The following is a 22,785-nucleotide window of genomic DNA, read 5'->3' as shown; positions in this document are numbered from 1 at the left end:
CATGGAAATCTGCTTCAGCATCCGGGTGGAAAACACCGACGCCCGAACGATCGTCGACGTCGCGAAAGCCGTGGAGGACCTGGGTTTCGGCGGAGTCTCGTTCTCCGACGAGCTGATGGACCTCGAACGGCGCGGCGGGCACAGCCACGATCCGTGGACCCTGATGGCCGCCGTGGTGCAGGCGACCGAACGGATTTCCGTCGGGCCCATGGTGCTCAACATCGCCAACCGCGACGCCGGGACCACCGCGGTGGCCGCGGCCACGATGCAGCAGCTCGCCGGGGGCCGGTTCTGGCTGGGCCTCGGCGCGGGCACGAACGACGGCGAGGTGTTTTCCCGCGACCAGACCGAATTCGGCCGTCCGCCGGCCCCGCCGAAGGAGCGTCGCGCGGCTTCGCGGGCCTACCTCGCCGAACTCCGGCGCATCTGGGCGCACGACGACTTCCTCCGCCCGGACCCGGTGCCGCCGGTCTTCTTCGGCTCGTTCGGCCCGCTGTCGGCGAAGCTGGCCGGCGGGCACGCGGACGGCATCGCCTGTCCGGTGGACGGATTCGGCGCGCACGGCCGCCGGATCGAAGACCTCGTCGCGATCGCTCGGGAGGAACGCGGCGGGCCGGTGCGGGTGATCGCGCACACCGGACCGCACGACAACTACGACGATCTGCCGTGGCGCGCCGGTGCCGCCGCCTACGACCGGCTGGCCGCGATCGGCGCGGAACGGCTCGTGCTGTTCCTCCCGCCGGACCTCGACGCCGTCAAGGACGCGCGCCGGTTTCTTCCCGCGGCATGACCGGGCTACTCGGAGAAGGCCGCGGCGCGCGGGAAGGTGTGGAAAATCCAGACCGTCGCGTCGCCATCCACCGCCTGCCAGCGGTGCGTGCAGTCGACGGCGTAGGTGGCGTAGTCGCCCTCGTGCAGGGTGACCTCGTGGCCCACCGGGCCGACCTCGATCGATCCGCTCTTCACCACGACGTGCTCGCGGCTGCCCGCCCCGTGCGACGGCGAAGTCTCCACTTTGCCTTCGTGGAACCGTTGCGCGTGGATTTCGAGCGTGCCCGCGCCGATCATCTGGCTGCGCAGCACGTGTCCGGTCGACGCCTCGTCGCTGATGTCCTCGCCCTCGCCCGCGCGCAGCACCTCCACGGTCCGGTGCTCGGGAACCGTGATCAGGGAGGCCACGGTGACCGCGAAGGTCTCGGCGATCGCGACGAGCGTGTCCAGCGTCGGGTTCGTCCGCGAGCGCTCGATCTTGAACAGGGTCGCTTTCGCGACGCCGCACCGCGCGCTGAGGTCCGAAAGGGACAGTCCGTGTGCCTCGCGGAGGCGACGGAGGTTCTCGGCAAGGGCGTCGGCTTGTGCGCTCATGGTCGACATCATCGCACGCGCGCCGCGGCGGCCGAGATCGGTTGTTCTCTTTTACAAGCACAGCTATAGTCTTGAAAGAACCACTCACCACGCCGCCGGGAGGCATCTGTGACCAAGGCCGTCCACTTCCAGACCGCAGACGGCAGCCGGTTCCTCGGCCGCGCGGAAGGCGACACGATCGTCACCGCCGGTCCGGCCCCCGCCGCCGGTTTCGTTCCGGCGCCGGAGAACTGGGCCGCGATCGAGGCCGCCGCCGGCCCGCGGCACCGCGTCGCCGACGTCGCGCTGCTCGCGCCGGTTTCGCCGTCGAAGATCCTCGCGATCGGGCTCAACTACCAGTCGCACGTCGAGGAAACCAGCCTCAAGCGGCCGGACGTGCCGTTCATGTTCCCGAAACTGCCGTCCTCGGTCGTCGGACCGCACGACGACATCGTGATCCCGCGCGAGGAAACCCGCCCCGACTACGAGGGGGAACTCGCGGTCGTCATCTCCCGGAAGGCGTACCGGGTCGACGTCGAAAACGCGTGGGAGTACGTGGGCGGCTACACCGTCGTCAACGACGTGAGCGGCCGCCGCGCGCAGCTCGAAACGCCGATGAAGCAGTTCTCGCTCGGCAAGAGCTTCGACACGTTCACCCCGATGGGCGACGGCATCGTGCATCCGGATTCACTGCCGGACAAACGGGAAGTCCGCGTCCGCACCACGCTCAGCGGCGAGCTGATGCAGGACGGGAACACGCGTCAGCTCATCTTCTCCGTCCCGGAGCTGATCGAGTACTTCACGCGCGGGGTGACGCTGCTGCCCGGCGACGTGATCGCCACCGGCACCCCGGGGGCGTCGGCGACGAGCGCACGCCGCCGCGCTATCTGCGCGACGGCGACCTCGTCGAGGTGGAGATCGACGGCGTCGGCCGGATCGCGAACCCGGTCCGGTTCGAGGCCGGAACGGAGTCCTGATGCGGGTCATCGCCGAGGGCGACAAGGGCTATGTCTACCACGGACGGTTCACCGGCCCGGTGCAGCTGGAGATGATTGTCGAGGCGCGGGAGCCGACCGAGCCCGACGTCGCGCGCGTGCACAGCGAGCGCGGCGCGGTGACCTGCTGGCATTCCCATCCCGGCGGGCAGATTCTCGTGCTGCAGAGCGGGATCGGCCGGGCCGGGGACCGCTCCGGAGTCCACACCGGACTCCGGCCGGGCGCCACGATCGTCGCCGAGAAGGACGAACCGCATTGGCACGGCGCGGATTCCGGTTCCGCCGCGGTCTGGCTCGCGTTCACCTTCGGGGTCACCGACTGGACCGAGGACAACCCGCTGGAGACCGGATGCCCGCCCCGTTGATCGGCCTGGTCGCCGACCGGAAGAAGACGACGAGCGGAGCCTGGGCCGACATCGAATCGGACACGCTGCCGCATACCTACGCGCGGGCCGTCGAACAGGCGGGTGGCGCGCCGATCCTCTTTCCCGCTCTCCGCACGCACGACGCCGGACAGTTGCTCGACACGATCGACGGCCTGTTCCTGCCGGGCGGCCGCGATCTCGACGCGTCGCTGTACAGCAGCCAGGCGCACGTCGAGAACGATCCGCCGCTGCGCGTGCGCGACGACCTCGAAATCGCCCTCGTCCGCGGCGCCCGGTCTCGCGGCATGCCGATTTTCGGCGCGTGCCGCGGTTTGCAGGTGCTCAACGTCGCGCTCGGCGGGACTCTCGAACAGCATCTGGGCGACCGGCTCGATCTGACGCCGCACCGGGACGTCGTCGGTGTCTTCACCTCGCACCGCGTCCGGGTCTCCCCGGTTCGCGGCTCGCGGCGATGACGCCGGGCGCGGAGTTCGCGATCGCGTCGCACCATCATCAGTCGGTGCGGGAACTGGGCGACGGCCTGGTGCCGGTCGCGCACGCGGACGACGGAACGATCGAAGCCGCCGAGACCGCCGACGGGACGTTCTGCGTCGGCGTGCAATGGCATCCCGAAGAACTGCTCGATCCCGGCGGGCTCGCGCTGGTCCGTTCGTTCGTGGACGCCGCCCGCTCGTTCGCGAGGAGCCTCGCATGACCCGCACCGCCGCCGAATGGGCCGCTGCCGCCCACCGGATGCGATGGCCCGCGCATCTCGTGATCGACGGCGAGCAACGCCCGGCGAACCGGACTCGCAGCCTGATCACCCCGCGCACCGGTGCCGAACTGGCCCGGATTCCGTGGGGCGGGCCCGCCGACATCGACGCCGCGGTCGCCGCCGCCCGGCGCGCGTTCGACGAGGGACCGTGGCCCCGGTTGCCGCCGAGCGAGCGCAAAGCCATGCTGCTGCGGTTCGTCCGCCTGGTCGAAGCCCATCGCGACGAACTGGCGCTGATGGTGTCGCTGGAGATGGGCAAGCCGATCACCCAGTCCTGGACGATCGAACTGCGCGCGGTGCTCGCCACCTACGCCTACTACGCGGAACTCGCGGACAAGGAACCGGACGAGATCGCGCCCACCGGCGAGGACGCGCTGGCGCTGGTCGCCCGCGAGCCGGTCGGCGTCGTCGGGGTGGTGACGCCGTGGAACTTCCCGCTCACGCTGTCGGCGTGGAAGATCGCGCCCGCGCTCGCCGCCGGATGCACGGTGGTGCACAAACCGGCCGATCTCACCCCGCTGTCGGCCGTGCGGATCGGGGAACTCGCGCTCGAAGCCGGCCTGCCGCCGGGGGTGCTCAACGTGGTGCCGGGCCCCGGGTCCTCGGCGGGACGGCGGCTGGGCGAACATCCGGCGGTCGACGCGCTGGCCTTCACCGGGTCGACCGCGGTCGGCCGCGAGTACCTGCGGTACGCGGCCGGGTCGAACCTCAAGCGCACCTGGCTCGAACTCGGCGGCAAATCGCCGAACATCGTCCTTCCCGACGCCGACCTCGGCCAGGCGGCCGCGACCGCCGCGTGGGGCATCACCTTCAACGCCGGGCAGATGTGCACCGCGCCGTCGCGCCTGGTAGTGCACGAGGCGATCGTCGACGAGATCCTCGACGGCGTGGTGCGCGCGTGCGCCGGCTACCGGCCCGGGGATCCGCTCGACCCGGAGACCGTCATGGGGCCGCTCGCTGCCGCGCACCGGGTCGCGGAGGTCGACGCGCACGTCACGCGGGCCTACGCCGACGGGGCCACCGCAGTCCTCGACGCCCGAGGCGACCGCACCGGTGCGTATTACGGGCCGGTGGTGTTCGCCGATGTCGCCCCTTCGTCGGCGCTGGCCCGCGAAGAGGTGTTCGGCCCGGTCTTGGCGGTGCAACGGGTGCGTTCCGAGGAGGAGGCGGTGCAGGTGGCGAACGACAGCGACTACGGACTCGCCGCCGGGCTGTGGACGCGCGACGCCGCCAAGGTGCACCGGCTTTCGCGGCGGCTGCGCGCGGGGACGGTCTGGGTGAACTGTTACGAGGAGGGCGATCTCACCGTCCCGTTCGGCGGGTACAAGCAGTCCGGCAACGGCCGGGACAAATCCCGCCACGCGATCGACAAGTACACCGAGCTGAAAACGACCTACGTGCGGCTGTGATCCGCGGACACGATCCCGCGGCCGCATTGTGCTCGCGCACAACGACTTCGGCTGCCGCCGGGACGCAGAATAGAACCGATTCGGCACTGCTCGAGGAGGAGCTGGCAATGGCGGAGCGGAACTGGTGGCGGACGGTTCTCGGCGAATACCCGACCGGAGTGGCGATCATCGCGTCGCTCGACGCCGAGGGCGCGCCCGCGGGAATGGTCGTCGGCACTTTCACCGCGGTGTCGGAAGATCCGCCGCTCGTCGGTTTCATGGCCGCGCGGTCGTCGTTCACCTGGAGCGTCGTGCGCGGCCACGGCCGGTTCGTCGCCAATGTGCTCGGGCACGGGCACGAAACCCTGTGCCGCTCGTTCTTCGCGAAAACGGACCGGTTCGCCGCAGGCGACTGGCGGCCGACGCCGTCCGGTCCCCGGCTGGCCGACGCGCTCGCCTGGTTCGACTGCACGATCCGCGACGTGCACGCGGCGGGCGACCACGACATCGTCGTCGCGGAAGTGACGGAATTCGGCGTCGGCGACCGCGCGGCGGGAATGCCGTTGCTTTTCCTCAAAGGCGGTTACGGTTCGTTCAGCGCGTCGCCGGAGCACTTCGACGCGCAGCAATTCGTGGACCGGGTCCGCGTCGCCGACGACTGGTCCGGTCCCGTCGAGCAGTTCGCCCGGGACCACGGCGTGACCGCGCTGCTCGCCACCGTCGCCGGGGATTCGGTGTGCGTGCTCGCCGGTTCCGGACCGCACGCCGGCGCCCGGATGACGTTCCCGTTCGCCGCGCCGGTGGCCATCACGCTCGCCGCGTGGGGCTCCGACGAGCAGTACCGGGCTTGGCTGGAGAACGCCCGCCACCTCGTCGGCGCGGTCGACCGCCCCGGGCTGGAACGGATCGTGCGCCGGGTGCGCGAGCGCGGTTACGCCTTGTCCCACGGGGCGTTGATGGGCGCCGAGTTCGACCGCGTCGTCACTGATCCGTCCACCACCCGCGCCGAACTGTCTCGCCTGTGGACGGAGACGCACCGGGAAACGGTGCACGCCCTCCAGCGCGAGGACGACCACCGCACCGCGACCTCGCTCCAGCTGCCGGTGCTCGACGACGCCGGCCGCGCGATCATGGAGCTCGTGGTCGAGGGTTTCGCCTCGACGGACCTGGAACGTCTCGTCACCGCCGCCAAACGGACGGCGGCGACGCTCGTCGCGGTGCCCGCCTGAGCCGGGTGTCAGGCGCAGGACTTGCGGAGGACGGAGTTGATCCGCGCCCCCTCGGACCGGCTCACCGGATGCTGCGGAGTGCTGAAGCTCCGGACCGCCTCGCCGTCGGGGTCTGGGAGGTGCGCGTTGAGCGCGGTGCACTGCCGGACCACCCGTTGCGGGAAGTAAGGCAGTTCCTGCAACGACTTCAGCCCGTGCTGGACCAGATCGCTCTGCACACCGGCCATTCCGAGCGTGGCGGACGCCTTTCCCTCAGCACTGTCCGGGTTCTCCGCGAACCCCCGCATCCAGCTCGGCAGGTACTTCGGGTCCGCTTTGATCCGAGGCGGCATCGGGCCGGACTCCTCCGACGCGGGCGCGGAGGAAGAGGTCGGAGGCGGCGGCGAGGACGACAGCGGAGCGCTCGCCGGGCTGCTGGCAGTCGGGGGCGGCGCGGATGGAGAGCCGCAGGCCGCCAGTGCCCACAACGCAACCGCGGCACCGGCGACCATGAGGTAACGCATTCCGACGACGTGCGACGACATGTTCCGCTCCCGAGTTGGCTCAAAGCTCATCGGCAGCGACGGTGCCATGCCGCTACGGGAGGGGTCCCGGGATCACCACGCCACGCGGCCCTCGTCGTCGAAGAAGCCGCCCGTTTCGGCGTCGTCGCCCGCGCGCCTTCCCCAGTGGTCCGGACACCCTGGAAGTTGTTCAGATCCGTCGCCAGCCTGCTGGGCGCGAACCGACTCAATGTCGCGGTCCTCGTCGACTCGAGCACCCAGGACACCCAGGCGGTCCAACGGCTCCGCGAGAACGGCCGCCTGGCCAGCAACGGCCTGGTCGAAGTCAGCGAGTTCACCGACGCCAAGGACGCCGACACCGAGGACCTGTTCGAGCCGGACTTCTATCTCGACCTCGTCAATCGCGCGTTCGCGGCGCAACTGCCGACTCCGCTCACGACTGCCGACCTCAACACCAAGATCCCCCGGATCACCCATCAAGTCAGCTCTCGGCGAAGCGGATCTGCGCTCCGTGTTCGTCGAGGCGCATCGTGCCGCCGCGCCACGGTCCCTCGAGCGCGGAGGCGTCCAGCGCGATGCCGGTCATGACCTCCAGCAGCAGCATCGTCCTCGCTCCGAGCGGCAAGTCCCGGGCGACGCCGGCGAGGTCGTCCCCGTCGTCGATGCGGAACCCGAGTTCGCGCATCCTGCCGGTGAACCGGTCCGGGTCGGAGCCGGAGCGGCGGTAGGTGTGCAACGGCTCGATCACCGAGACCACGCACCCGTCCTCGGCGGCGCAGACCTCCTGCATGTTCGGCAGGTACAGCGCCGTCCCGGCGAAACCGCCCGGCGCCGACAGGTCGGCCAGCAGTTCGCGCCGCCAGCCCAGGAACCCGCTCGGCCCGTCGCACTCGACCGCGAACGTCCAGTCCTTGCCCGGCCAGGTCCGCGTGAGCACCAGCTCCCGGTCCGTCGCCCCAGCCGGGAGGTCCTCGAACGCGGCCGGTCCGATGCTGCCCGGCACCGCTCCCATCACGGTCAGGACGTCGTCGGGCTGGTGCCCGCGCACCAGGGTCACGCACCATCCTTCGCCAAGCTCGGCAACCAGGTCCGTCGACACCGCTCCTCCTCTTTCCCCGGCCGACGCCCGGACCGGTTCGCCGACCGGACCTCGCGATCACAGCAAGAATCCCTCCCGGTGCATGGTTTCGCGGGAATCCGTGCCCTCGCGGCGCCTGCGGAACCCAGGCTCGGAAACAGCGGCTGTCCCGCGCGTGATCAGCGTGCGATCGCCAAGCAGGCCAGGCCAGCCGCCGTGCACCGCGCCCGGATTCCGGGCAGTCCCGTCAGCGGGCATTCGCCTGAGCTTTGCTGCTCGAGTGGTCCGCGCTCCGGTGGTCTGACCCGCGGCCTCAGCGTGTGCGGCGAGGCGTCACGGTTTCTTCCACTGGGTACGGACTTCGTGCCCGAACCTGTCGGTCTGCTTGTGGACGGTCGCCGGTGCTTCCGGTGCCGGCCATACGGATATCAGGTAGTGCTCCTGGGGGGTTTCGGCGTGGGAGTGGGGAGCGATGTCGCGGCCGCGGGCGTGCACGCGCACCCGGTAGGTGCCGGGCCCCACGTAGGCGATTTCGTCGAGTTCCCGCGGCGGGCCGACCATCGTGTTGTGGACGAGGATGAATCCTTCTTCGCTGTCCAGCGACACTTCGGAGACTTCGTCCCAGCCGTCGAGTTCGATCGAGCCGGGTTCGGCGTGGAGCACTTGCAAGGTCACGGTGACCTTGCCTGTCGCCGTGCCGGTGAGGACGGCCGCCCCGCCGGAGTCCACCCCGACGAGGCCGTTGGCGTAGGCAGGGCCCAGTTCGGGGATGTCCGCATCGTAGTCCGTGACGGAGAAGTGCCCGTAGCCCACAAACAGGTCGGCGGTCGCTGTCCTCACCGGCTTGGTCACGCGTTCCTCCTGGCCTCGGCTAGCGGATCGTCACCCAGAACGGGGTTTCCTCGATCACTCGGTTCCGGCCGTAGAACTTATCCAACGCGACGCCGCCCTCCCGGTTTTGCGTCGAGTTGATCATTTCGATGTCGTAGGGGCCGTGCGCCGCACCTTGCCACGTCGACTTGAAAGGATACTCGTCGCAGTCCTTGCCCGGTGGCCGGGGACCTCGCGGGCACGCTGCCTTGGTGTTGTCTTCCATGACTTTCTCATCCATGGCGCGGGTGAGTGGGGCGGGCGGCTTTCTGCCTCTGACCCCGGGCAGGCCCTTCGCCTGCGCTCGCTTGATGTGCCGGGCGAGTTCGGGGTAGGGGCCGTTGAGTTCGTAGAACATCTCCGGTATCACCTCCGACACCGCGCACCCGGCCGGCTGCTGGGCCCACAGGACGTTGTCGCAGCGGACGTTCGGGGCGTCCCCGGCGTTGCTGATCTGGAGGTTCGCCCACTTCGGGTTGCTCAGCGTCGTCTCGCCGCCGAGGACGCCGTTGCCGATCTGGTTGGCCTGGTATTTGGTGGACACGCCGACCACGTACCCTTCCCAGGGTTCTTCCCCGGGTTTTCTCTCTGTTGCGATCCGTGTGGGCCAGAACTGGTTCTCCACCAGGCAATCGCCGTGGCACCAGCCGGTCGCGGTCACCGTCGTCCCCTCCGCGTCGCCCCAGATCTTCTCGAAGGTCTGCACCGCCTCGTACTGCCAGTCGATCTTGTCGTAGTCGGAGTGCAGATAGCCCAGCTGATTGATCCACATGCCGCCGGTTATCTTCCCGGTCGGGATCTCTTTGACCACGATTTTCCAGACAGACATCCCGCAGACCTCGAACCGCGTTTCGAGGATCCTGTCGTTCTCGCACCACGACGGAACCGGAATCGTTCCGCTGGCGGGCAACTTGCTCTTCTTGTCTGCCGTTGCCCGCTCAATGCAGGCGACCTTGCCCTGCGAGCCGAACGCATGGGCCTTGATCTTGGCCTCGACGGTCTGACAGTCGTCGTTCGTGTAGAAGGTGAAGGGCCGTCCGACTTGCGGCGTCTGGGGTGTGTCAGTGACCGGGACTGGCGGAGCTGTGCTTCCGGCTGGCGCGGCGTCGGCGGCACCAAAGTGCAACCAGGACAACGTCAGAAGGGACGCGACGCCGATCGTTGCCTTCCGCGCGAAAGGCAGCCGTCTTCGCCCTGGTTGATAATTTTTCCGCACTGAACATATCCTTTCGTTGCCGTTGTCGCATTGAATCGGAAATTCCGTGCCGACAATTCATGCGGGACCGTCATGACTCGACTCCGCCCGGTGTCCTCGCCGCGCAAGTCGCCGAAAATGTCCCGCCCGCGGACCTCCTGCCGACCGGCGCGGTCAAATTACCGGCACGCACCTACCCGTGTCCAATCGCATCGGACACGGTTCGCCCGATGCGCCCAACCTCGACGACCGTGCATCAGCACGGAGATGAAGCCGCTGGATTCACCCGGCCAGAATATGCGAAATCCGCTGATCCGCCCGACGAATGTTACGCATTTCCGGCCTTCCCCTTTCGGCGTTGGACTGTGTGAATGAGCAGGTTGGACGATCGGCGCAGCGGGGGCCCGGCACTGGCCCGGCCGTCCCCGGTCGCTGCGCGGCCGGCGAGTTCGGACTGGCCTGCTCCGTGCCGTGCGTCGAAGACGACGCCGCGGATCGCGGCATCCGACTGCCCGATACGGACTGATGGTTGCGCCCGCCGAGCAGCAGGTGGGCCTGAGCAGCGTTCCGGGACATTCCTCGCTCCGGAACGCTGATCGAGCACTGATGCAGCGAGCCGCCGTCCGCCGCAGGCTTCGCGTCCACCCTGCGGAGAGACGTGCACAAGCATTTCGGAAATCGCGGACGGAAGCCTCGTCACCGGCGGATGGTCAGGCTTCCGACTTTGACGAAGGGGATTTCGCGACGAGCGGCGTCAGGCTTCGCTGTCTCACCCGAGATGGTTCCGTGCGGATGGTAGGATTTCATGCAAAGTCGGAGGCTGGTTCTTTATCAGCATCGTCGATGAATGAGGCCGAGATGCCCGAGCCACTGGGTCACCTGGAATACGAAGTCATGATGTGGGACGGCTACTTTGTCATCGAAGAGCGTTCTTCCTGGACCGATTACGTCATGCCGCCATTCGATTCTGACGGGTGGCTGCTGACCACCGAGAACCAAGTAACGATTGCGGGGACTTCGCAAGGGCTCGCCCCGTGGGAAGTGCGTCTGGAGTCCTGGGACAGCGAACCGCCTGCCAGCGCACAGGCCTGGAACCGGACGAGCGAGTCCCTTGCCTACTTCGCGACCGGGTGCCTTGTCGCGTGGACAGCGCGGGGCGAAAGCGCTGCCGGAGAATTCGACCTCTCGGGCAAGGGCGTCTACCGGGTCCGCGCGTCGGCCGGCGACCAGCGGTTTCTCGTCCAGTTCTGGCCGGGCGCCGACACCGACTCCCGGGACGAGGTACCGCCTCCCGGCAGGCGAATCGACCCCGTGCTGCTCAGCCTGAATATCCCCGACGAGGTCAAGTCGGTCCTGATCGACCGATCCACGGATGGCGACGGCAACCCACGCGAACTCACCGAGCAAGACATCCGCGAGGCGTATGCAACAGAGCACCGGCCCCAGCGAAAGAACACCGATGCGACAACGCCGCCCGACGGCACCGGAGACGACCATCAGCAGACGGCCGGATGACGGCAGCCCGGCCGCATGGGCCTTTCGGACACGCGGGACCCGCACCGTTGAGCAGCGCCCCGGTCCCAGGAAGCAGTCCTGCCGGACGCGATCCCGACCTGGCCCCGCGATGATGTCGGCCGCGGCGCGGCGCTAGAACTGCAACACCACACAAACGATCGAACGTCAGCGTTGATTCAGGACCGAAGCTCACGATCTTGTCGTATGCGCCACGCGGACGACATCTCTCGTGGGACTACGACATCGGCCGCGAGTCCCACAAGGCAGCAGGTTCTCGTGGCGCGCTTCATTTCGATTTCCGCTGACCACCGCTTAGGCCCCGGCGACGACCACTAGCCAAGCCGAACTCGACGCCGCCCGGCTCCTGCTCTCGAAAATGGGCCTCACTCCTGCCGACCTGCTCAACCAGCAGGGACCTGCGGTCGAGATGCCGACGTTCACCGGCTACATCCCGGTCGTGGCGCGCTCGGTGTCTGCGGCAACCGCACGTTCCTACTCCAGCTACTGGACACAGGCCGAGGCAGTGTGCGGCGACCGGCGGATCGACGAACCCACGCCGTCGGATATCAAGGCGCTCGCCGAGCAATCCCGCGCGAACGCGGTGCTGCGGAGCAACTCCCGCGGCGGCCGCTATACGCCCTGGAAAACTTCATCGCCGCGCTGCCTCTACCGCCACGCCGTCGGCGACGAACTCATCACCGAACTCCAGAACCCCGCGCCCCGCCGGCGAGATCGGCGACTTCTGGGCACCTCACCGTTCCCAGGAGGACGCCCTGCGGGTGATCCGATCGTCGAAAGACACGCCGCGTTCGCGAGTGGCCGCGATCAACCTCGAACTGGACTGCGCCGCCCCGCCAGCCGCGGATCTGGACCGGATCAGCGAGTGGAGCGCCCTCCTGGCCCGCCGGATCAGCGTCGCCGGACCGGCGCGACGGCAGCAGCTGCTCTTCCACCACGTGCGCATGACTCTCGATCGGCTCGGCTATCTGCCGAGGAAGAGGCATTGCTCGGGTTCGTGGCGCAGACGGGCCAGCGACGCCAACAGTACGGATTCCGCAGTCGTGCCAGGCCAGAATCGGGAAATCCGCATCTGGCCACGTCGTCTTGGACTACCCGGAAGACGGGCGCGCTGAACAGGTGCACTCGGCGTTGACCAGAGCATAACTGCTTCCACCGACCAGCAGTCCCTCGACCGGATGGAGAACGACGAAACTCTGCGCCCAGACGACGTGCTCGCCGTCCTCTTCCCGACCGAGCGCCGTGACCTGGACGAGGCCCTCCGCCAGCACGCCGCCGCGCTGGCCCGCCTGCAGCGGCTCGGCGCCCTCGGATCTTCGCCGCGCGTTACGGCTTTGGAACCAACGTCCTCTGCCGGTAATGCTTGGCGCTGACAGCGCCGCTCCCATGGTATCCACCCGCGCGTCAACCTGCGGATACCTCCCGCAGTAGTTCGCGGCAGGCGCGCCCAGCTTCCGAGGGCTGCGTTCCGCCCCGCTGCGACCAAGCCTCGACCGGATGCGCTTCTTGGGTTGGCTGGCCAAGGCGGCGTCCGTCGTTACAGAGAACAACATACCCAGAGCACCGCCGACTGTTCAGCGGGTCAAGGCAGCAGCCGTTCCCTTCGGATCACACTCCCGTCCGGATGCTTTCGGCCGCGACACCGAAGTAGTCCCCGCCTTTGTGGCGCGACTGATCGGAACCGCGGTGGGTCTCGCGGGGAACCTTGATCATCCGGGGCAGGTGCTTCGAGCAGTGGACGTAGGCCGCCTCTACTGTCACCATCACCCAGTGCTCCGGGTGCCGGGAGCCGAGATTTGACAGTTCCAGATCGGTACGCGCGCTCATCGCGAGATCGGCCGGGAGCTGTGCGCTGTCGAGGACTTTGCCTCGGCCGTTGACGTGGAGCCCGATCGAATCATTCTCGAAGTCAATAAAGAGCAGGGACAGCGCCGCTGTTTCGCGGATGTTTCCCATGCTCGCCTTCACACCGTTTCCTCGGTATTCGGGGTAGCACAGCGTCTTCTCGTCGGAAATCTGAACAAAACCCGCTTTTCCGGTACGGACACTGCAGTCGAGGTAGCCGTGCGTATCGCTGGTAGCAAGGAAGAACATCTCCATCGACCGAACGAACTGCTGCATCGCATCGTTGAGATACGAAATCATTTGCGTGTCGTAAAAGCGCTGCGCCTTCGCCGCCGTGCCGCTTTCCTGCTGCAGATGGAGTTCGCCTGCTGATGCGTGCGGCCCCGCCGCAGCAGGCTGGGCAGCGCGAGCGGCCGGATTGGATGCGAAGCGGCGACGGGTCGTCATTGCCGCACCCGTCCGTAGCCGAGGTTCCATGACATCGAGATCCGAACCGCGTCGTCGGCAAAAGGCGGGACCGCGTGCCTCAGCCAGCCGGGGAACAGGACCAATTCTCCTGGCGCGCACCGAAGCCTGACCCGCTGCCCCTCTCCGGCGAGCACGATGCCCGGGTTGAAGTACTCGACGTTAGCTCGCGGATCGAAAAGATCAAGTTCACAGACCGACGGCGCCGTCACATAGTAGATGGCGGTCAGGGCGGTGTTGGGATGGAAGTGCGCTTCATGGCTGTCGCCGTTGCGGTAGACGCTTGCCCAACTGTGGCCAGGGACGATCGTGATGGGTGTCTGGTGGATATTCTCCTTGCCGTTGAACGACGCAGCTTCGGAGGCGAGGCACGTCGCGTAAGCGGCGCCGAGGTCGGACCCGGTGAGAGTCTCCACAAACTGGCGGGACATCTTGAGCATCCATTGCGTGATGCCGTCGACGCTTGGCTCGCCCCAATGCGTCAGATCGGCGGATGTCTCGGACTTTCCCACGATCTTGTTTTCGACAGCGGCCGCCCGTTGCAGCGCGATTTCGGCCAGGCGCGGGTTCAGTTCGTCTGCCAGCGGACAGGTGATCCTGGCCAGTGGCGTGGCGAAGAGCTGTTGAATCAGGCCTGGCGTTTTACGTGCAAGGTCCTGCTTGGTACGGGTAGCGTTCATGTCTCCTCCTCGACAGACGGGTCCTGAGGTATCGGTGGCTGGCGATCTAGGCTGGCGCGCAGTCCTGGCCCGGCGAGCGCGACAACCGCCGCGAAGCCGATCGCAGCCGTCCAGAGCACGAGGCGCGGATCGGCGACGTGCAAGAGAAGAGCTCCGCCGAGATAGCCGAACGGCAAGGCACCGTAAAGACTGGCTCCCATAGCGGACTCGACACGGCCGCGGATCTCGTCCGGGGTGGAGCGTTGGCGCGCCGTAGACGCGATGACGCGCCAGACGGACATCGCGAAGCCGGCACCCAGGCGGGAAACGGCGACCAGGATTGCGCCCGCGATACCCGCTGGCGCAAGGGGGTGACAGCGACACAGGTGCAGACCGTCGCGAGCATAAGCACGGCGGCGGAACCGTCGCCGATCCGGCCGATGAGTTTCGTCGCCGACCGTCCGCCGAGGAACGCGCCAGCCGAAGTCACGACCATGATGGCGCCTATCTCGGCTGCGTTGAGGCGGAGCGTCTCCGCCAGGTACACAACCATGACGCCGTATCCGAGCGCGCTGAAGGCCGCGAGACCCGTCCCGAGGAGCATCAGTGCCCGGAGATGGCCGTGCGCCAGGACGTAGCGAAAGCCGGCTGCCGCATCGGGCCCGAAGACGCCCGAACGCCGCGGCCGCGGACTGTGGACGGCGGTGTGTGCTCGGGTCCGCACCATGGTGGCGAGCACCAGCACTGCCGAGGCACCGTAGGTGAGTCCGTCCATCAGGATCGCCCCGCTCGGATGCAGCACCGAGACAACCACCGCACCAAGCGCGGGTCCGCCCATTCCGGCTGCGCTGAGCGCGATCTGCATCCGCGACATGGCCTGTCGAAGCGCCGGCCCGGCCGCCTGGGCGATCGCCGACTGGCCGCAGGCCTCATCGAGAGCGGTGAAGGATCCTGCGACGGCCAACCCGGCCACGACCATCCACGGGCGCAATACGCCCTCGTACGCGCCCAGCACGATCAGCAGGCCGACAACCAGCCGCGCGAGGTCCGCTATCGCCATCATCTTCAACCACTCGAAGGTGTCCGCGAGCCGGCCCACGAGCGGTGCCAAGATCAAGAACGGCAGATATTCCGCCGCGTACAGCAGTGGTGTCGACTGGGCGCCGTCCAGCTCGATCAGCAGCAGGGGGAAGGCCAAGAGGCTGAGTTCGTTGCCCAATTGGCTGACGAAACGCGCGCGGGAGACGCCGACGACTGTGCGGTAGGCGGGCATAGCGGCCGCATTGGCGGCGTGCCGGGACAGGCGTGTCATTCAGCGCCGCCGATCGGGCAGGAGAGACGAAGCCGACCGAGGCCCGGCTCTGGCCGCCCGGACATCAGTAGTTGCCCAATCCACCGCAAACGTTTATTGCCTGGGCAGTCATCCCGGCGGCGGCAGGCGCCGCGAGAAAGGCCACCATCCGGGCCACCTCCGGCGGATCGATATGGCGGCCAATGGGGATCCGCGCGTTGTGCATCGCGAGAACCTCATCCGGCGTCTTTCCGTAAATGGCCGCGTACCGCTGGCGGGCCGCGACCGACAGCTCGGTCTCCACGAAGCCTGGGCACACCGCGTTGACGGTGACGCCGGTCCCGGCGAGCTCGAGGCCCAGTGACTTGGTCAAACCGACCACACCGTGCTTGCTCGCCGTGTACGCCGCGGCGAACCGGACGCCCTGCTTCCCGCCAGTCGAAGCTATCGAGACGATGCGGCCGTCGCCGCGTTCCAGCATCCCGCTGCGCCGCAAGCACGCGTGCGTCGTCCGGAATACGCCGTGGAGGTTCACATCCAGGATGGACGCCCATCCGTCGAATGTTGACTCGCGGGTCGCCCCACCCCCGCCGACCCCTGCGTTGTTGACGAGAACATCGCAGCGCCCGAACATGTCGAGCACCTCGTCGAAGAGCTGTTCGACGTCGTCGCCGACAGTGACATCGGTGAGCGTGCCCCGGACGTCCGTCGCACCTTCTGCTGCGAGCGACTGCAGGCCCGCCTCGAGCGTCTTCTTCGTCGTGGCCGTGATGAAAACCGCGGCTCCCGCCCGAGCCAGTTCCCAAGCCGTAGCCCGGCCGATGCCCCTGCTTCCCCCAGTGACGACGGCGACTAGGCCCTTCAAGGGCGCGCTCTCGGTCACGCCGTGACCTCCACCGTCTCGAACAGCCTGCGCAGCCCTTCCAGATCAGTCCTCGCATTCGCCCGGCAAGCAGCAAGGAAGAATTCGCGGCTGTCCGCAGTTTCCGTTGCGAACGAGTGCGAGAGCCTGACGCGGGTGCCTCCCTCCACTGAGATGAAATACCAGGTGCCCTCCATCTTCAGCAACGGAGCCGCCGGACATAGCCGGGTGAACCTGATGATGTCCGAGTGCGGACTCACAAAGCGGGCGGACTCCCACGTATGCGTGTCATCCTTCGCACGCGCCGTGATCCGCACGACTTCGATGCCATCCTGGTCGGCCGGACTCACGAAGTCGGCGTCCAGCACGGCTGGCATGAACCGCTTCCAACCGCTCACGTCGCGACAGGCCTCGAAGACATCGGCGCGCGCCGCGGCGACAATCGTCTCCGCGACGGATCGGCCGCGCTCTGTTCTGTTCTTCAAGAGATTGTTCACAGTTTCACCACTTCCGGGCAGAGGACAAAACCACCGCCAAGCCAGTACTTCTCACGGTTGTTCCTTTGCAAACCGTCCGCCAGGTCACCTGCGATCGCGAGCGGTGTTCTGCCTGGCAAAGAGCCGGAGGAGTCCTCATCCGGCTCCTGCCAGCCGATGCTCCATCCGTCCACCGCGCCAAGAGACGCAGTGGCCGACGCCAGCCCTCTCAGCCGGAAGAACGCGGCTCCGTTGTCACGCCGCCGACGCACTTGCGGCGAGTGCGTCGCGGCGAACTCGGACGTCGCGCTCTCGGCCGCGCCCACATAGACGACGTCCAGCGTTCCGGCGCGCAACTCTTCCGCCGCGGCCCAGAACGCCTCGCCAAGCGCCGAACGCTCCCCGGAATATGTCTTCGCGCAGCCGCGATATCCCCGTGCGATCGTGACCTCGCCCTGCGCTGCGGCGGGGAACCAGGCCGTCGCCTGATAGACGGCCACGGCTTCGGGTCCCTTGGCCACCAGAGCTTGCAATTGCGGCTCGCCGTATCCCCAACCGGCGAGGGTATTGGCGACGAAGATTCCCGTGCGCCGCAGATCCTCGTTTTCCCCCATGGCGGCGACGGCTGCGTAGGCGTTTGCGGAGAACTCGTCGATACGCCGTCTCAACACGGCGGGGACTTGCTTGTCCGCAGCCGCCGGCCCGTGAACGGCGACCTGCGCTGTGATGGCAAACGACGAAGTGGTCACAAGGCCGCTCCCATCACGCACGTTGTGTGAATCCCGGCGAATCCGCTGCTCGTCTTCACCGCGAATTCCCCGAAGAATGCCGGCGGAGAGCCGAGCACGGCACCGACGTCATATGCGAGAGTCTCGGCGGTCGTGTTCGCGATCGGCGCCAGTTTTCCGTCGACGAGAAAGCTCACGACGCCCGCGACCTCCAGCAGGTTCGAGGCACCGAGCGCGTGCCCCACCACACCCTTCTGCGCAGTCAGCGGGATCCGTGCGGCGCGCGCCCCGAATACAGTCTGATAGGCGGCTGCTTCGCTCATGTCGTTGAGCGGTGTCGAGGTGCCGTGCGCGTCAAGCAGGTCCACTGCGTCGGCGGGGACGGCAGCGTCGGCGAGCGCCATCCGGATCGATCCCGCGATGTCCTCGCCGTCTTTCCGCAGCGCGGTCATGTGCAGCGCGCTGGACACCGAGGCCCAGCCGAGCAGACGTGCGATCGGCCGGACCCCACGAGCAGCGGCGCGATCCGCCCGCTCCAGCAGGATCGCGGCGGCGCCTTCTCCTAGGGTGAATCCGTCGCGGTCCGCCGCGAAGGGGGTCGAGGCCTTCGCGGGATGGCAGTCGCGTCGCGAGAGCGCCCCGATTCTCTGGAAGGAGGCGGTGACGATCGGGGAAAGGGCAGCATCGGCGGCCACGACTATCGCCGCGTCAGCCAACTCGGACCGGATCAGTCGAAGACCAGTGCCTAGGGCGTCGAGACCAGCCGTGCACCCGGTTGTCACTGTGAGCTTCGGCCCTCGCGTGCCGAGCAACGTCGCCACAGCCTCGGTAGCGAGGTCGAATGTGAACAATCCAGGCGCCGGGATGCCTCGGCGATAGGCGGCCTCGAGTTCGAGCGCCGCACCGACAGCAGTCGCGCCGACGACAGCGACCCGCGTGCCTGATATCGCATCGGGTCCGCCTCCCATCCCGACGGCCTCCGCGGCAGCCGCCTCGGCCATTGCGACGAAGCGTGGCTGGCTGCGGTCTTCGCGATCGGCGTCAAAGAGTGCCCGAGCGCCGATCGGGCGGCGGAAGGCGCTGTACTCCGGAAAGAGCGGCGGGGAAAGAGGACGGACGAGAGACCGCCCGGTGTAGAGACCGTCGGCGTGCGCCTTCCAGTCAGCGCCTGCCGGCGAGACGACTCCAGCTCCGGTCACGACCACGCTCACTGACATTCTCGTCCATCCCCCTCGCCTAGCGCTCGTCCGTGAACGGGCGCAGTTCTCCGCGGGCCGCAGCCCCGCGCTCCGTTTCCGCCAGGGTCTCCATCTGATGAATCAAGGCAGCGAGTTCGGCACGGCCGTCGTCCCAGTCAGTGAGCGGCAGGACCTGGCGGTCCTGGGAAGCCATCCGGGCGTGTGCGACGTTGCCTCTGATGTAGGAGTCGAGCTCGCGGTTGTCGTCGACAGCGACGATGGTGGTCATCGCGGCCGCCGCCTCCGGTTTGTGCATGGTGACGATCTGGTTCTGTGCGTAGGACTTCTCGATGTGTTCGATCGAGTCGAGCGACCGGCGCAGCGACTGGGCCTGCTCGCGGTAGTCGGCCGCGTTGTCGAGGCCGCCCCACCGCTCCAGGACGAGGAACTTCTGCTTGGCCGGGTCCCGCAGTGGACCCTCGTTGACTAGCATGGCTACTCCTTCTTCACGGGTTTGTTGCTTCCGGACGGATTCCCTTCGCTCGCTCAGACACGTTGTTCCGCGAATGGCCTCACCTTTCCTTCCCGCTCGGCTTCCTCCTCCTCGGCGGCGAGTCGCTCGACATTCCGGATGAGTTGAACGAACGCCTCGCGGCCGTGGTCCCAACCGCCCATCGGCATGACAGTGCGATCGTCGGGCCGCATTCGTGCGTTGGCCGGGTTGGCCTTGATGAAGGCACCGAGCTCCTCCTGGGAGTCCAGTACGGCCAGGACCACGGTTCCGGCGTTTCCGGCCAGGTGGTGGGCCATGCCCACCTTGTTCTTCCGGAAGGCTTCTTCGATGTACTCCAAAGCGTCCATGTGCCGGCGCAGCGCCTTGGCCTGGGAGAAGTAGTCGGCCCTGGCCTCGATACCGCTCCACCGTTCGATGATCAAGTAGTGCAGCTTACGAGAGTCCTGCAGCAATTCGCGGTTGTACAGCACGGTTGTTCCTTTCGCGTCATGGTCATTCGAAGTTGCTGGCGATCAACGGTTCGCATGGGATTCCCAAACGACGTCGCAGTTCGAAAAACGTTCGCCCGCGGATATCTCGGAACCAGCCGCCGGAGTTGAAGGAGGCACTCGGCACGAGCACCAGGTCGGGGGTGCCGTGATCGGCGCGATATTCGGCGACAGCGTCCGCGATGTCGCCGACGGTGAGCAGGTCGCCCAGGACAACGGTGCCGCCGTAGAAGCGGCAGCGCGGCGCGAGCGTCCGGATCCTCGCCTGGGGATTCGAGTCCAGGAAAGCCCATTCTTGCAACATGGTCTCCAGCAACGGCTGGACGATCTGCGAGGTGATGACGAGGGTGTGTTCGGCCGCGTACTCCCCGGCGAGCTGGAAGATGTCGCGGATCGCGGAGATCGGCGGACTGCCGCCGACGAGGTGAATGCCGAAGCGGTCGTTGGTCGGTGGTCCGTATCTGTAGCCGGGCATGCCTTCGCGCGGCAGCGTGAGCGTGTCCGCGACGCCATCCCGTTCGACCGTCACCAGGGCCGCGGCCCGCTCGGTGTCTCGCAGCAGCGCGAGCATCGCGTAGCAGTGCGACCGCGACAGAACCGGCCGACCGGCGATCTCCGTGATGACGTCGCCGACGCGGATCCCGCCGCGATGCGCCGGGGAACCCGGTGACACTCCGGTGACCAGGGACCTTCCCAGCGTCTCCGGCTCGAGGACCTGCTCTACGTAGATGCCCGGCTGGATCGCCAGCGGATGCTCGATCTCGTTCCGGAGCGGGAGGAGACGCTCGACTACCTTCCGCCAGTAGCCGAATGTCTCGAACTCCGGCGGGTTCGGGAAAAACCGGGTGTAGCCGCCCAGGATCACATTGACGCTGCGGATGTCGAAGGCGTCGGCGTGCCGAATAGTCGCCACGAGGTCGTCGAGCGGGACGGTGGGCCAGGCCACGAGTGTCGCGGTGGTGCAGACACCGGCGCGGTCCAGGAGCTTCAGTGCGTTGAGACCGCGCCGGGCACGCCCTCCCATGAGCGCTTCCCGAATCTCCGGGTTCGCGGAGTTGAGACTGAGGGTAACTTCGACCGGGTCCAGGCCTTTGATCCGCTCGACAGTCCGCTCCGTGAGGGTGTATCCGTTCGTCGTGATCGAGATCAGGCTTCCCGTCGCCTTCCGGACGCGCTCCAGCACAGGCAACGTCGACGGATGCAGAAGCGTCTCTTCAAGGTCGTACGTCGGCTGTGGCAGTGCGAGTCCGCGCTCATAGAAGGCGAGCCGATCTGACGCCTCGCGGCCGGATCGCTCAGTGGTCGACGCGTTGAGTCGCACGACTGAGTCCGCAGGGTTTCCGTGAACATAGCAGAACTCGCATCGCGCGTTGCAGTTGCGCGAGAGACAAGCGATCACTTCGTACGGATCGCCGTTGCTGGCGGTGGTCCAATGTCCGAGGTCGCGCAGGGAAACCGCCACGACCCGGCCATCGACCACCTCGACCTCCGCAAGGTCATTGAGGACAGACGCCAACTGCAGGAGCAAATCGATTCGCGGCTCGGTGCGGCGCAGGACAGCCGGGTCGTAGAACTGTTCCTCTGTCTCCTGGCCGCCGCGCAGGAAGCCGAGTTGCTTCGACGTCGGCATCGAGCCGGACGGGGCCGGAGGCTCTTCCGCGTAGAGCGGCAGCGGCGTGCTCGCCTCGTTGAAGACGTCCCGGTGATAGAGGAAGCCGTCCGGTTCGAGCACTTCGCCGTCCTTGGTGACCGCGGCGACGTCGAGGACCGCCGCCAGCAGGCGGCCGACCAGCGCGTCGAGGGCGGCAGGCCCCTGCGGCGGGTGCGGGACCGGAGGCACCTTGAACCGGAACACGGTGTCCGCCCTGCGGGCTCCGGATGCGCCAAGCGGTCTGGACGGGGACAAAGGTACGTCGACAACAGCCATGCAGGACTCCCCGGTGGAGGTGACAAGAAAAGGAAAGCGGCGCAGGGCACAGCAAATCCCCCGCACGGCACGGGAAGCATGCTGTGTGACAGCCCGACCGAAAGGATCCGCGGGCCGATTAGACGGCGGTCATCGTGGCGCTGCTACGAGGTTCCACGGGCTCGCCGGCCATAGCCCAGGCAAAGGTGTACTCGAGGGTTCCGGCGCGAGGCCGGTTGAGAGTCAGAACTTGGCGGAACCCGGCGGAATCGCCGCCGAACGAGAACTCGACACTTTCCAGGCGTCCGTCGGCGGAAACTACGGCACCGGTGCACTGGTGAACGGCGAGCCCTGGAATGTTGGAACACGCTTGGGCGAGCTTGAGGCCGGATCCGGAAAGATCCTCGCTGATGAGAGAGACCTCGGTGTGAAAAACCTCGCCGGTCCGACCGGTGGCGGTGAATTCCAGGCACAGCGACTGTCCCAGCGCGATCTCCCGCAGCTCGGCCGCCGCGTCGAACGCCTCGCCCTCGTGGTTTGTGCCGCCGCCCTCGTACTTGCCGATCCACTCGGCGAGATCACCTGGCGCGAGTGGTCGCTGCGATCCGGTCATCGGCTCCCCCGGTCTTCTGAGTGGCGCGCATCACGCCTCATGACACGGGACCGTAACCGATCGCCAAGTCGCCTGTCCAGCATTGTCCACACACACCTTTACATACGTCCGGTTTGAGTCCTTTACATCGCCGAAATGGCGGATGCGAGGGCACGAATATCCGACGATCTCCCAGTACGTATTTTCGAACCGGTCGGATTGTCACCGTGCGACCATCACGGCAGGCCGGCTCCGGTTTGATGTTTATCCACACAGCACAGCCGAATACCGAAATAGGACGTTCCCAAACGTTCCGACTCCTAGAACATGCGCCGCACGGTACATTTGCTGCAAATTCCTGAAAAGTGATGAGCATGGGTTCTGCGCATGCTCAGAATCCAGGGATGGCACGGCTCTTGTCGACACCGATGAACCAGTCACGGCTCGGTGCGCAGCAATCCGCCGTCGAAGCGAACGGTCGCGACGGCGATGCAAGGCATAGCCCG

General features: G+C 67.3%; 25 protein-coding genes and 2 pseudogenes. 9 read left to right on the top strand and 18 right to left on the bottom strand.

The genetic code is table 11. From position 1 onward, the window contains the following. Nucleotide 1 precedes the first annotated feature (1 nt). Nucleotides 2-790: an LLM class flavin-dependent oxidoreductase gene (locus RPX00_RS35420; RefSeq protein WP_406631954.1), complete on the top strand. Its 789-nt coding sequence runs from the start codon at nucleotides 2-4 to the stop codon at nucleotides 788-790. 5 nt (nucleotides 791-795) lie between these two features. Here the strand turns inward: RPX00_RS35420 and RPX00_RS35415 are convergent, their stop codons facing one another. Further along, on the bottom strand, nucleotides 796-1,365 hold the full coding sequence (locus tag RPX00_RS35415) for a helix-turn-helix domain-containing protein (RefSeq protein ID WP_406631953.1): 570 nt from the start codon (nucleotides 1,363-1,365) through the stop codon (nucleotides 796-798). 108 nt (nucleotides 1,366-1,473) lie between these two features. Here RPX00_RS35415 and RPX00_RS35410 point away from each other — a divergent pair. The 5 genes and pseudogenes from RPX00_RS35410 to RPX00_RS35390 form a co-directional block, all read left to right on the top strand. Continuing rightward, nucleotides 1,474-2,145: pseudogene (locus RPX00_RS35410) on the top strand (fumarylacetoacetate hydrolase family protein); the annotation flags it as partial. Nucleotides 2,146-2,320: 175 nt separating this feature from the next. Next, complete coding sequence (locus tag RPX00_RS35405; protein WP_406643342.1) at nucleotides 2,321-2,704, top strand: cupin domain-containing protein; 384 nt, start codon at nucleotides 2,321-2,323, stop codon at nucleotides 2,702-2,704. Further along, nucleotides 2,689-3,419, top strand: a pseudogene (locus RPX00_RS35400) (gamma-glutamyl-gamma-aminobutyrate hydrolase family protein). The gene RPX00_RS35405 and the pseudogene RPX00_RS35400 overlap by 16 nt, the downstream one beginning before the upstream one ends. After that, nucleotides 3,416-4,888, top strand: coding sequence for an aldehyde dehydrogenase family protein (locus RPX00_RS35395; protein ID WP_406631952.1), 1,473 nt, complete (start codon nucleotides 3,416-3,418; stop codon nucleotides 4,886-4,888). The pseudogene RPX00_RS35400 and the gene RPX00_RS35395 overlap by 4 nt, the downstream one beginning before the upstream one ends. Nucleotides 4,889-4,995: 107 nt before the next feature. Further along, the gene (locus tag RPX00_RS35390) at nucleotides 4,996-6,096 is read left to right on the top strand and encodes a flavin reductase family protein (RefSeq protein ID WP_406631951.1); all 1,101 of its coding nucleotides are present in this window, start codon (nucleotides 4,996-4,998) and stop codon (nucleotides 6,094-6,096) included. 8 nt (nucleotides 6,097-6,104) lie between these two features. Here RPX00_RS35390 and RPX00_RS35385 read toward each other — a convergent pair whose 3' ends face one another. From RPX00_RS35385 to RPX00_RS35360, 6 genes are all read right to left on the bottom strand, one after another. Beyond that, on the bottom strand, nucleotides 6,105-6,620 hold the full coding sequence (locus RPX00_RS35385; RefSeq protein ID WP_406631950.1) for a hypothetical protein: 516 nt from the start codon (nucleotides 6,618-6,620) through the stop codon (nucleotides 6,105-6,107). Between the two features lie 72 nt (nucleotides 6,621-6,692). Next, nucleotides 6,693-7,076 (bottom strand): hypothetical protein, encoded by a 384-nt coding sequence (locus RPX00_RS35380; RefSeq protein ID WP_406631949.1) that lies wholly within the window; start codon nucleotides 7,074-7,076, stop codon nucleotides 6,693-6,695. Between the two features lie 4 nt (nucleotides 7,077-7,080). Beyond that, complete coding sequence (locus RPX00_RS35375; protein ID WP_406631948.1) at nucleotides 7,081-7,698, bottom strand: DUF6461 domain-containing protein; 618 nt, start codon at nucleotides 7,696-7,698, stop codon at nucleotides 7,081-7,083. A 57-nt stretch (nucleotides 7,699-7,755) separates the two neighbouring features. Continuing rightward, complete coding sequence (locus RPX00_RS35370) at nucleotides 7,756-7,935, bottom strand: hypothetical protein (RefSeq protein ID WP_406631947.1); 180 nt, start codon at nucleotides 7,933-7,935, stop codon at nucleotides 7,756-7,758. 75 nt (nucleotides 7,936-8,010) lie between these two features. Then, nucleotides 8,011-8,529, bottom strand: a complete 519-nt coding sequence (locus RPX00_RS35365; protein WP_406631946.1) for a hypothetical protein — start codon at nucleotides 8,527-8,529, stop codon at nucleotides 8,011-8,013. Nucleotides 8,530-8,548: 19 nt separating this feature from the next. Continuing rightward, nucleotides 8,549-9,763, bottom strand: a complete 1,215-nt coding sequence (locus RPX00_RS35360) for a hypothetical protein (RefSeq protein WP_406631945.1) — start codon at nucleotides 9,761-9,763, stop codon at nucleotides 8,549-8,551. A gap of 822 nt (nucleotides 9,764-10,585) precedes the next feature. Between RPX00_RS35360 and RPX00_RS35355 the strand changes: the two genes are divergently transcribed. The 3 genes from RPX00_RS35355 (at nucleotide 10,586) to RPX00_RS35345 (ending at nucleotide 12,648) form a co-directional block, all read left to right on the top strand. Then, the gene (locus RPX00_RS35355; protein WP_406631944.1) at nucleotides 10,586-11,257 is read left to right on the top strand and encodes a hypothetical protein; all 672 of its coding nucleotides are present in this window, start codon (nucleotides 10,586-10,588) and stop codon (nucleotides 11,255-11,257) included. A gap of 779 nt (nucleotides 11,258-12,036) precedes the next feature. Then, on the top strand, nucleotides 12,037-12,390 hold the full coding sequence (locus RPX00_RS35350) for a hypothetical protein (protein WP_406631943.1): 354 nt from the start codon (nucleotides 12,037-12,039) through the stop codon (nucleotides 12,388-12,390). Between the two features lie 63 nt (nucleotides 12,391-12,453). After that, nucleotides 12,454-12,648: a hypothetical protein gene (locus RPX00_RS35345; protein WP_406631942.1), complete on the top strand. Its 195-nt coding sequence runs from the start codon at nucleotides 12,454-12,456 to the stop codon at nucleotides 12,646-12,648. A gap of 235 nt (nucleotides 12,649-12,883) precedes the next feature. Here the strand turns inward: RPX00_RS35345 and RPX00_RS35340 are convergent, their stop codons facing one another. The 11 genes from RPX00_RS35340 to RPX00_RS35290 all read right to left on the bottom strand — a co-directional run bounded on the left by RPX00_RS35340 (nucleotide 12,884) and on the right by RPX00_RS35290 (nucleotide 22,300). Further along, nucleotides 12,884-13,567 carry a pyridoxamine 5'-phosphate oxidase family protein gene (locus RPX00_RS35340; RefSeq protein ID WP_406631941.1) on the bottom strand — a complete coding sequence of 228 codons (684 nt, stop codon included), beginning with the start codon at nucleotides 13,565-13,567 and terminating at the stop codon, nucleotides 12,884-12,886. Continuing rightward, on the bottom strand, nucleotides 13,564-14,265 hold the full coding sequence (locus tag RPX00_RS35335; RefSeq protein ID WP_406631940.1) for a TIGR02466 family protein: 702 nt from the start codon (nucleotides 14,263-14,265) through the stop codon (nucleotides 13,564-13,566). Before RPX00_RS35335 ends, RPX00_RS35340 begins: the two co-directional genes overlap by 4 nt. A gap of 46 nt (nucleotides 14,266-14,311) precedes the next feature. After that, on the bottom strand, nucleotides 14,312-15,517 hold the full coding sequence (locus RPX00_RS35330) for an MFS transporter (RefSeq protein ID WP_406631939.1): 1,206 nt from the start codon (nucleotides 15,515-15,517) through the stop codon (nucleotides 14,312-14,314). A gap of 103 nt (nucleotides 15,518-15,620) precedes the next feature. After that, nucleotides 15,621-16,418: an SDR family oxidoreductase gene (locus RPX00_RS35325; protein ID WP_406631938.1), complete on the bottom strand. Its 798-nt coding sequence runs from the start codon at nucleotides 16,416-16,418 to the stop codon at nucleotides 15,621-15,623. After that, nucleotides 16,415-16,894: an SRPBCC family protein gene (locus RPX00_RS35320; RefSeq protein ID WP_406631937.1), complete on the bottom strand. Its 480-nt coding sequence runs from the start codon at nucleotides 16,892-16,894 to the stop codon at nucleotides 16,415-16,417. The genes RPX00_RS35325 and RPX00_RS35320 overlap by 4 nt, the downstream gene beginning before the upstream one ends. Then, complete coding sequence (locus RPX00_RS35315) at nucleotides 16,891-17,622, bottom strand: hypothetical protein (protein ID WP_406631936.1); 732 nt, start codon at nucleotides 17,620-17,622, stop codon at nucleotides 16,891-16,893. The genes RPX00_RS35320 and RPX00_RS35315 overlap by 4 nt, the downstream gene beginning before the upstream one ends. Next, nucleotides 17,619-18,818, bottom strand: coding sequence for a beta-ketoacyl synthase N-terminal-like domain-containing protein (locus RPX00_RS35310; protein WP_406631935.1), 1,200 nt, complete (start codon nucleotides 18,816-18,818; stop codon nucleotides 17,619-17,621). The genes RPX00_RS35315 and RPX00_RS35310 overlap by 4 nt, the downstream gene beginning before the upstream one ends. A 19-nt stretch (nucleotides 18,819-18,837) precedes the next feature. Beyond that, entirely contained in the window at nucleotides 18,838-19,272 is a 435-nt protein-coding gene (locus tag RPX00_RS35305; RefSeq protein ID WP_406631934.1) for a hypothetical protein, read from the bottom strand. A 53-nt stretch (nucleotides 19,273-19,325) separates the two neighbouring features. Next, nucleotides 19,326-19,763, bottom strand: a complete 438-nt coding sequence (locus RPX00_RS35300; RefSeq protein WP_406631933.1) for a hypothetical protein — start codon at nucleotides 19,761-19,763, stop codon at nucleotides 19,326-19,328. Between the two features lie 22 nt (nucleotides 19,764-19,785). After that, nucleotides 19,786-21,636, bottom strand: a complete 1,851-nt coding sequence (locus tag RPX00_RS35295; protein ID WP_406631932.1) for a radical SAM protein — start codon at nucleotides 21,634-21,636, stop codon at nucleotides 19,786-19,788. A gap of 190 nt (nucleotides 21,637-21,826) precedes the next feature. Beyond that, a complete protein-coding gene (locus tag RPX00_RS35290; RefSeq protein WP_406631931.1) occupies nucleotides 21,827-22,300 on the bottom strand; it encodes a hypothetical protein in 474 nt (157 codons plus the stop codon). Nucleotides 22,301-22,785: the final 485 nt, after the last annotated feature.

Source organism: Amycolatopsis sp. WGS_07 (genome assembly GCF_045278895.1).
GTDB lineage: Bacteria > Actinomycetota > Actinomycetes > Mycobacteriales > Pseudonocardiaceae > Amycolatopsis.
This window is presented reverse-complemented; position numbering and strand designations above follow the sequence as displayed.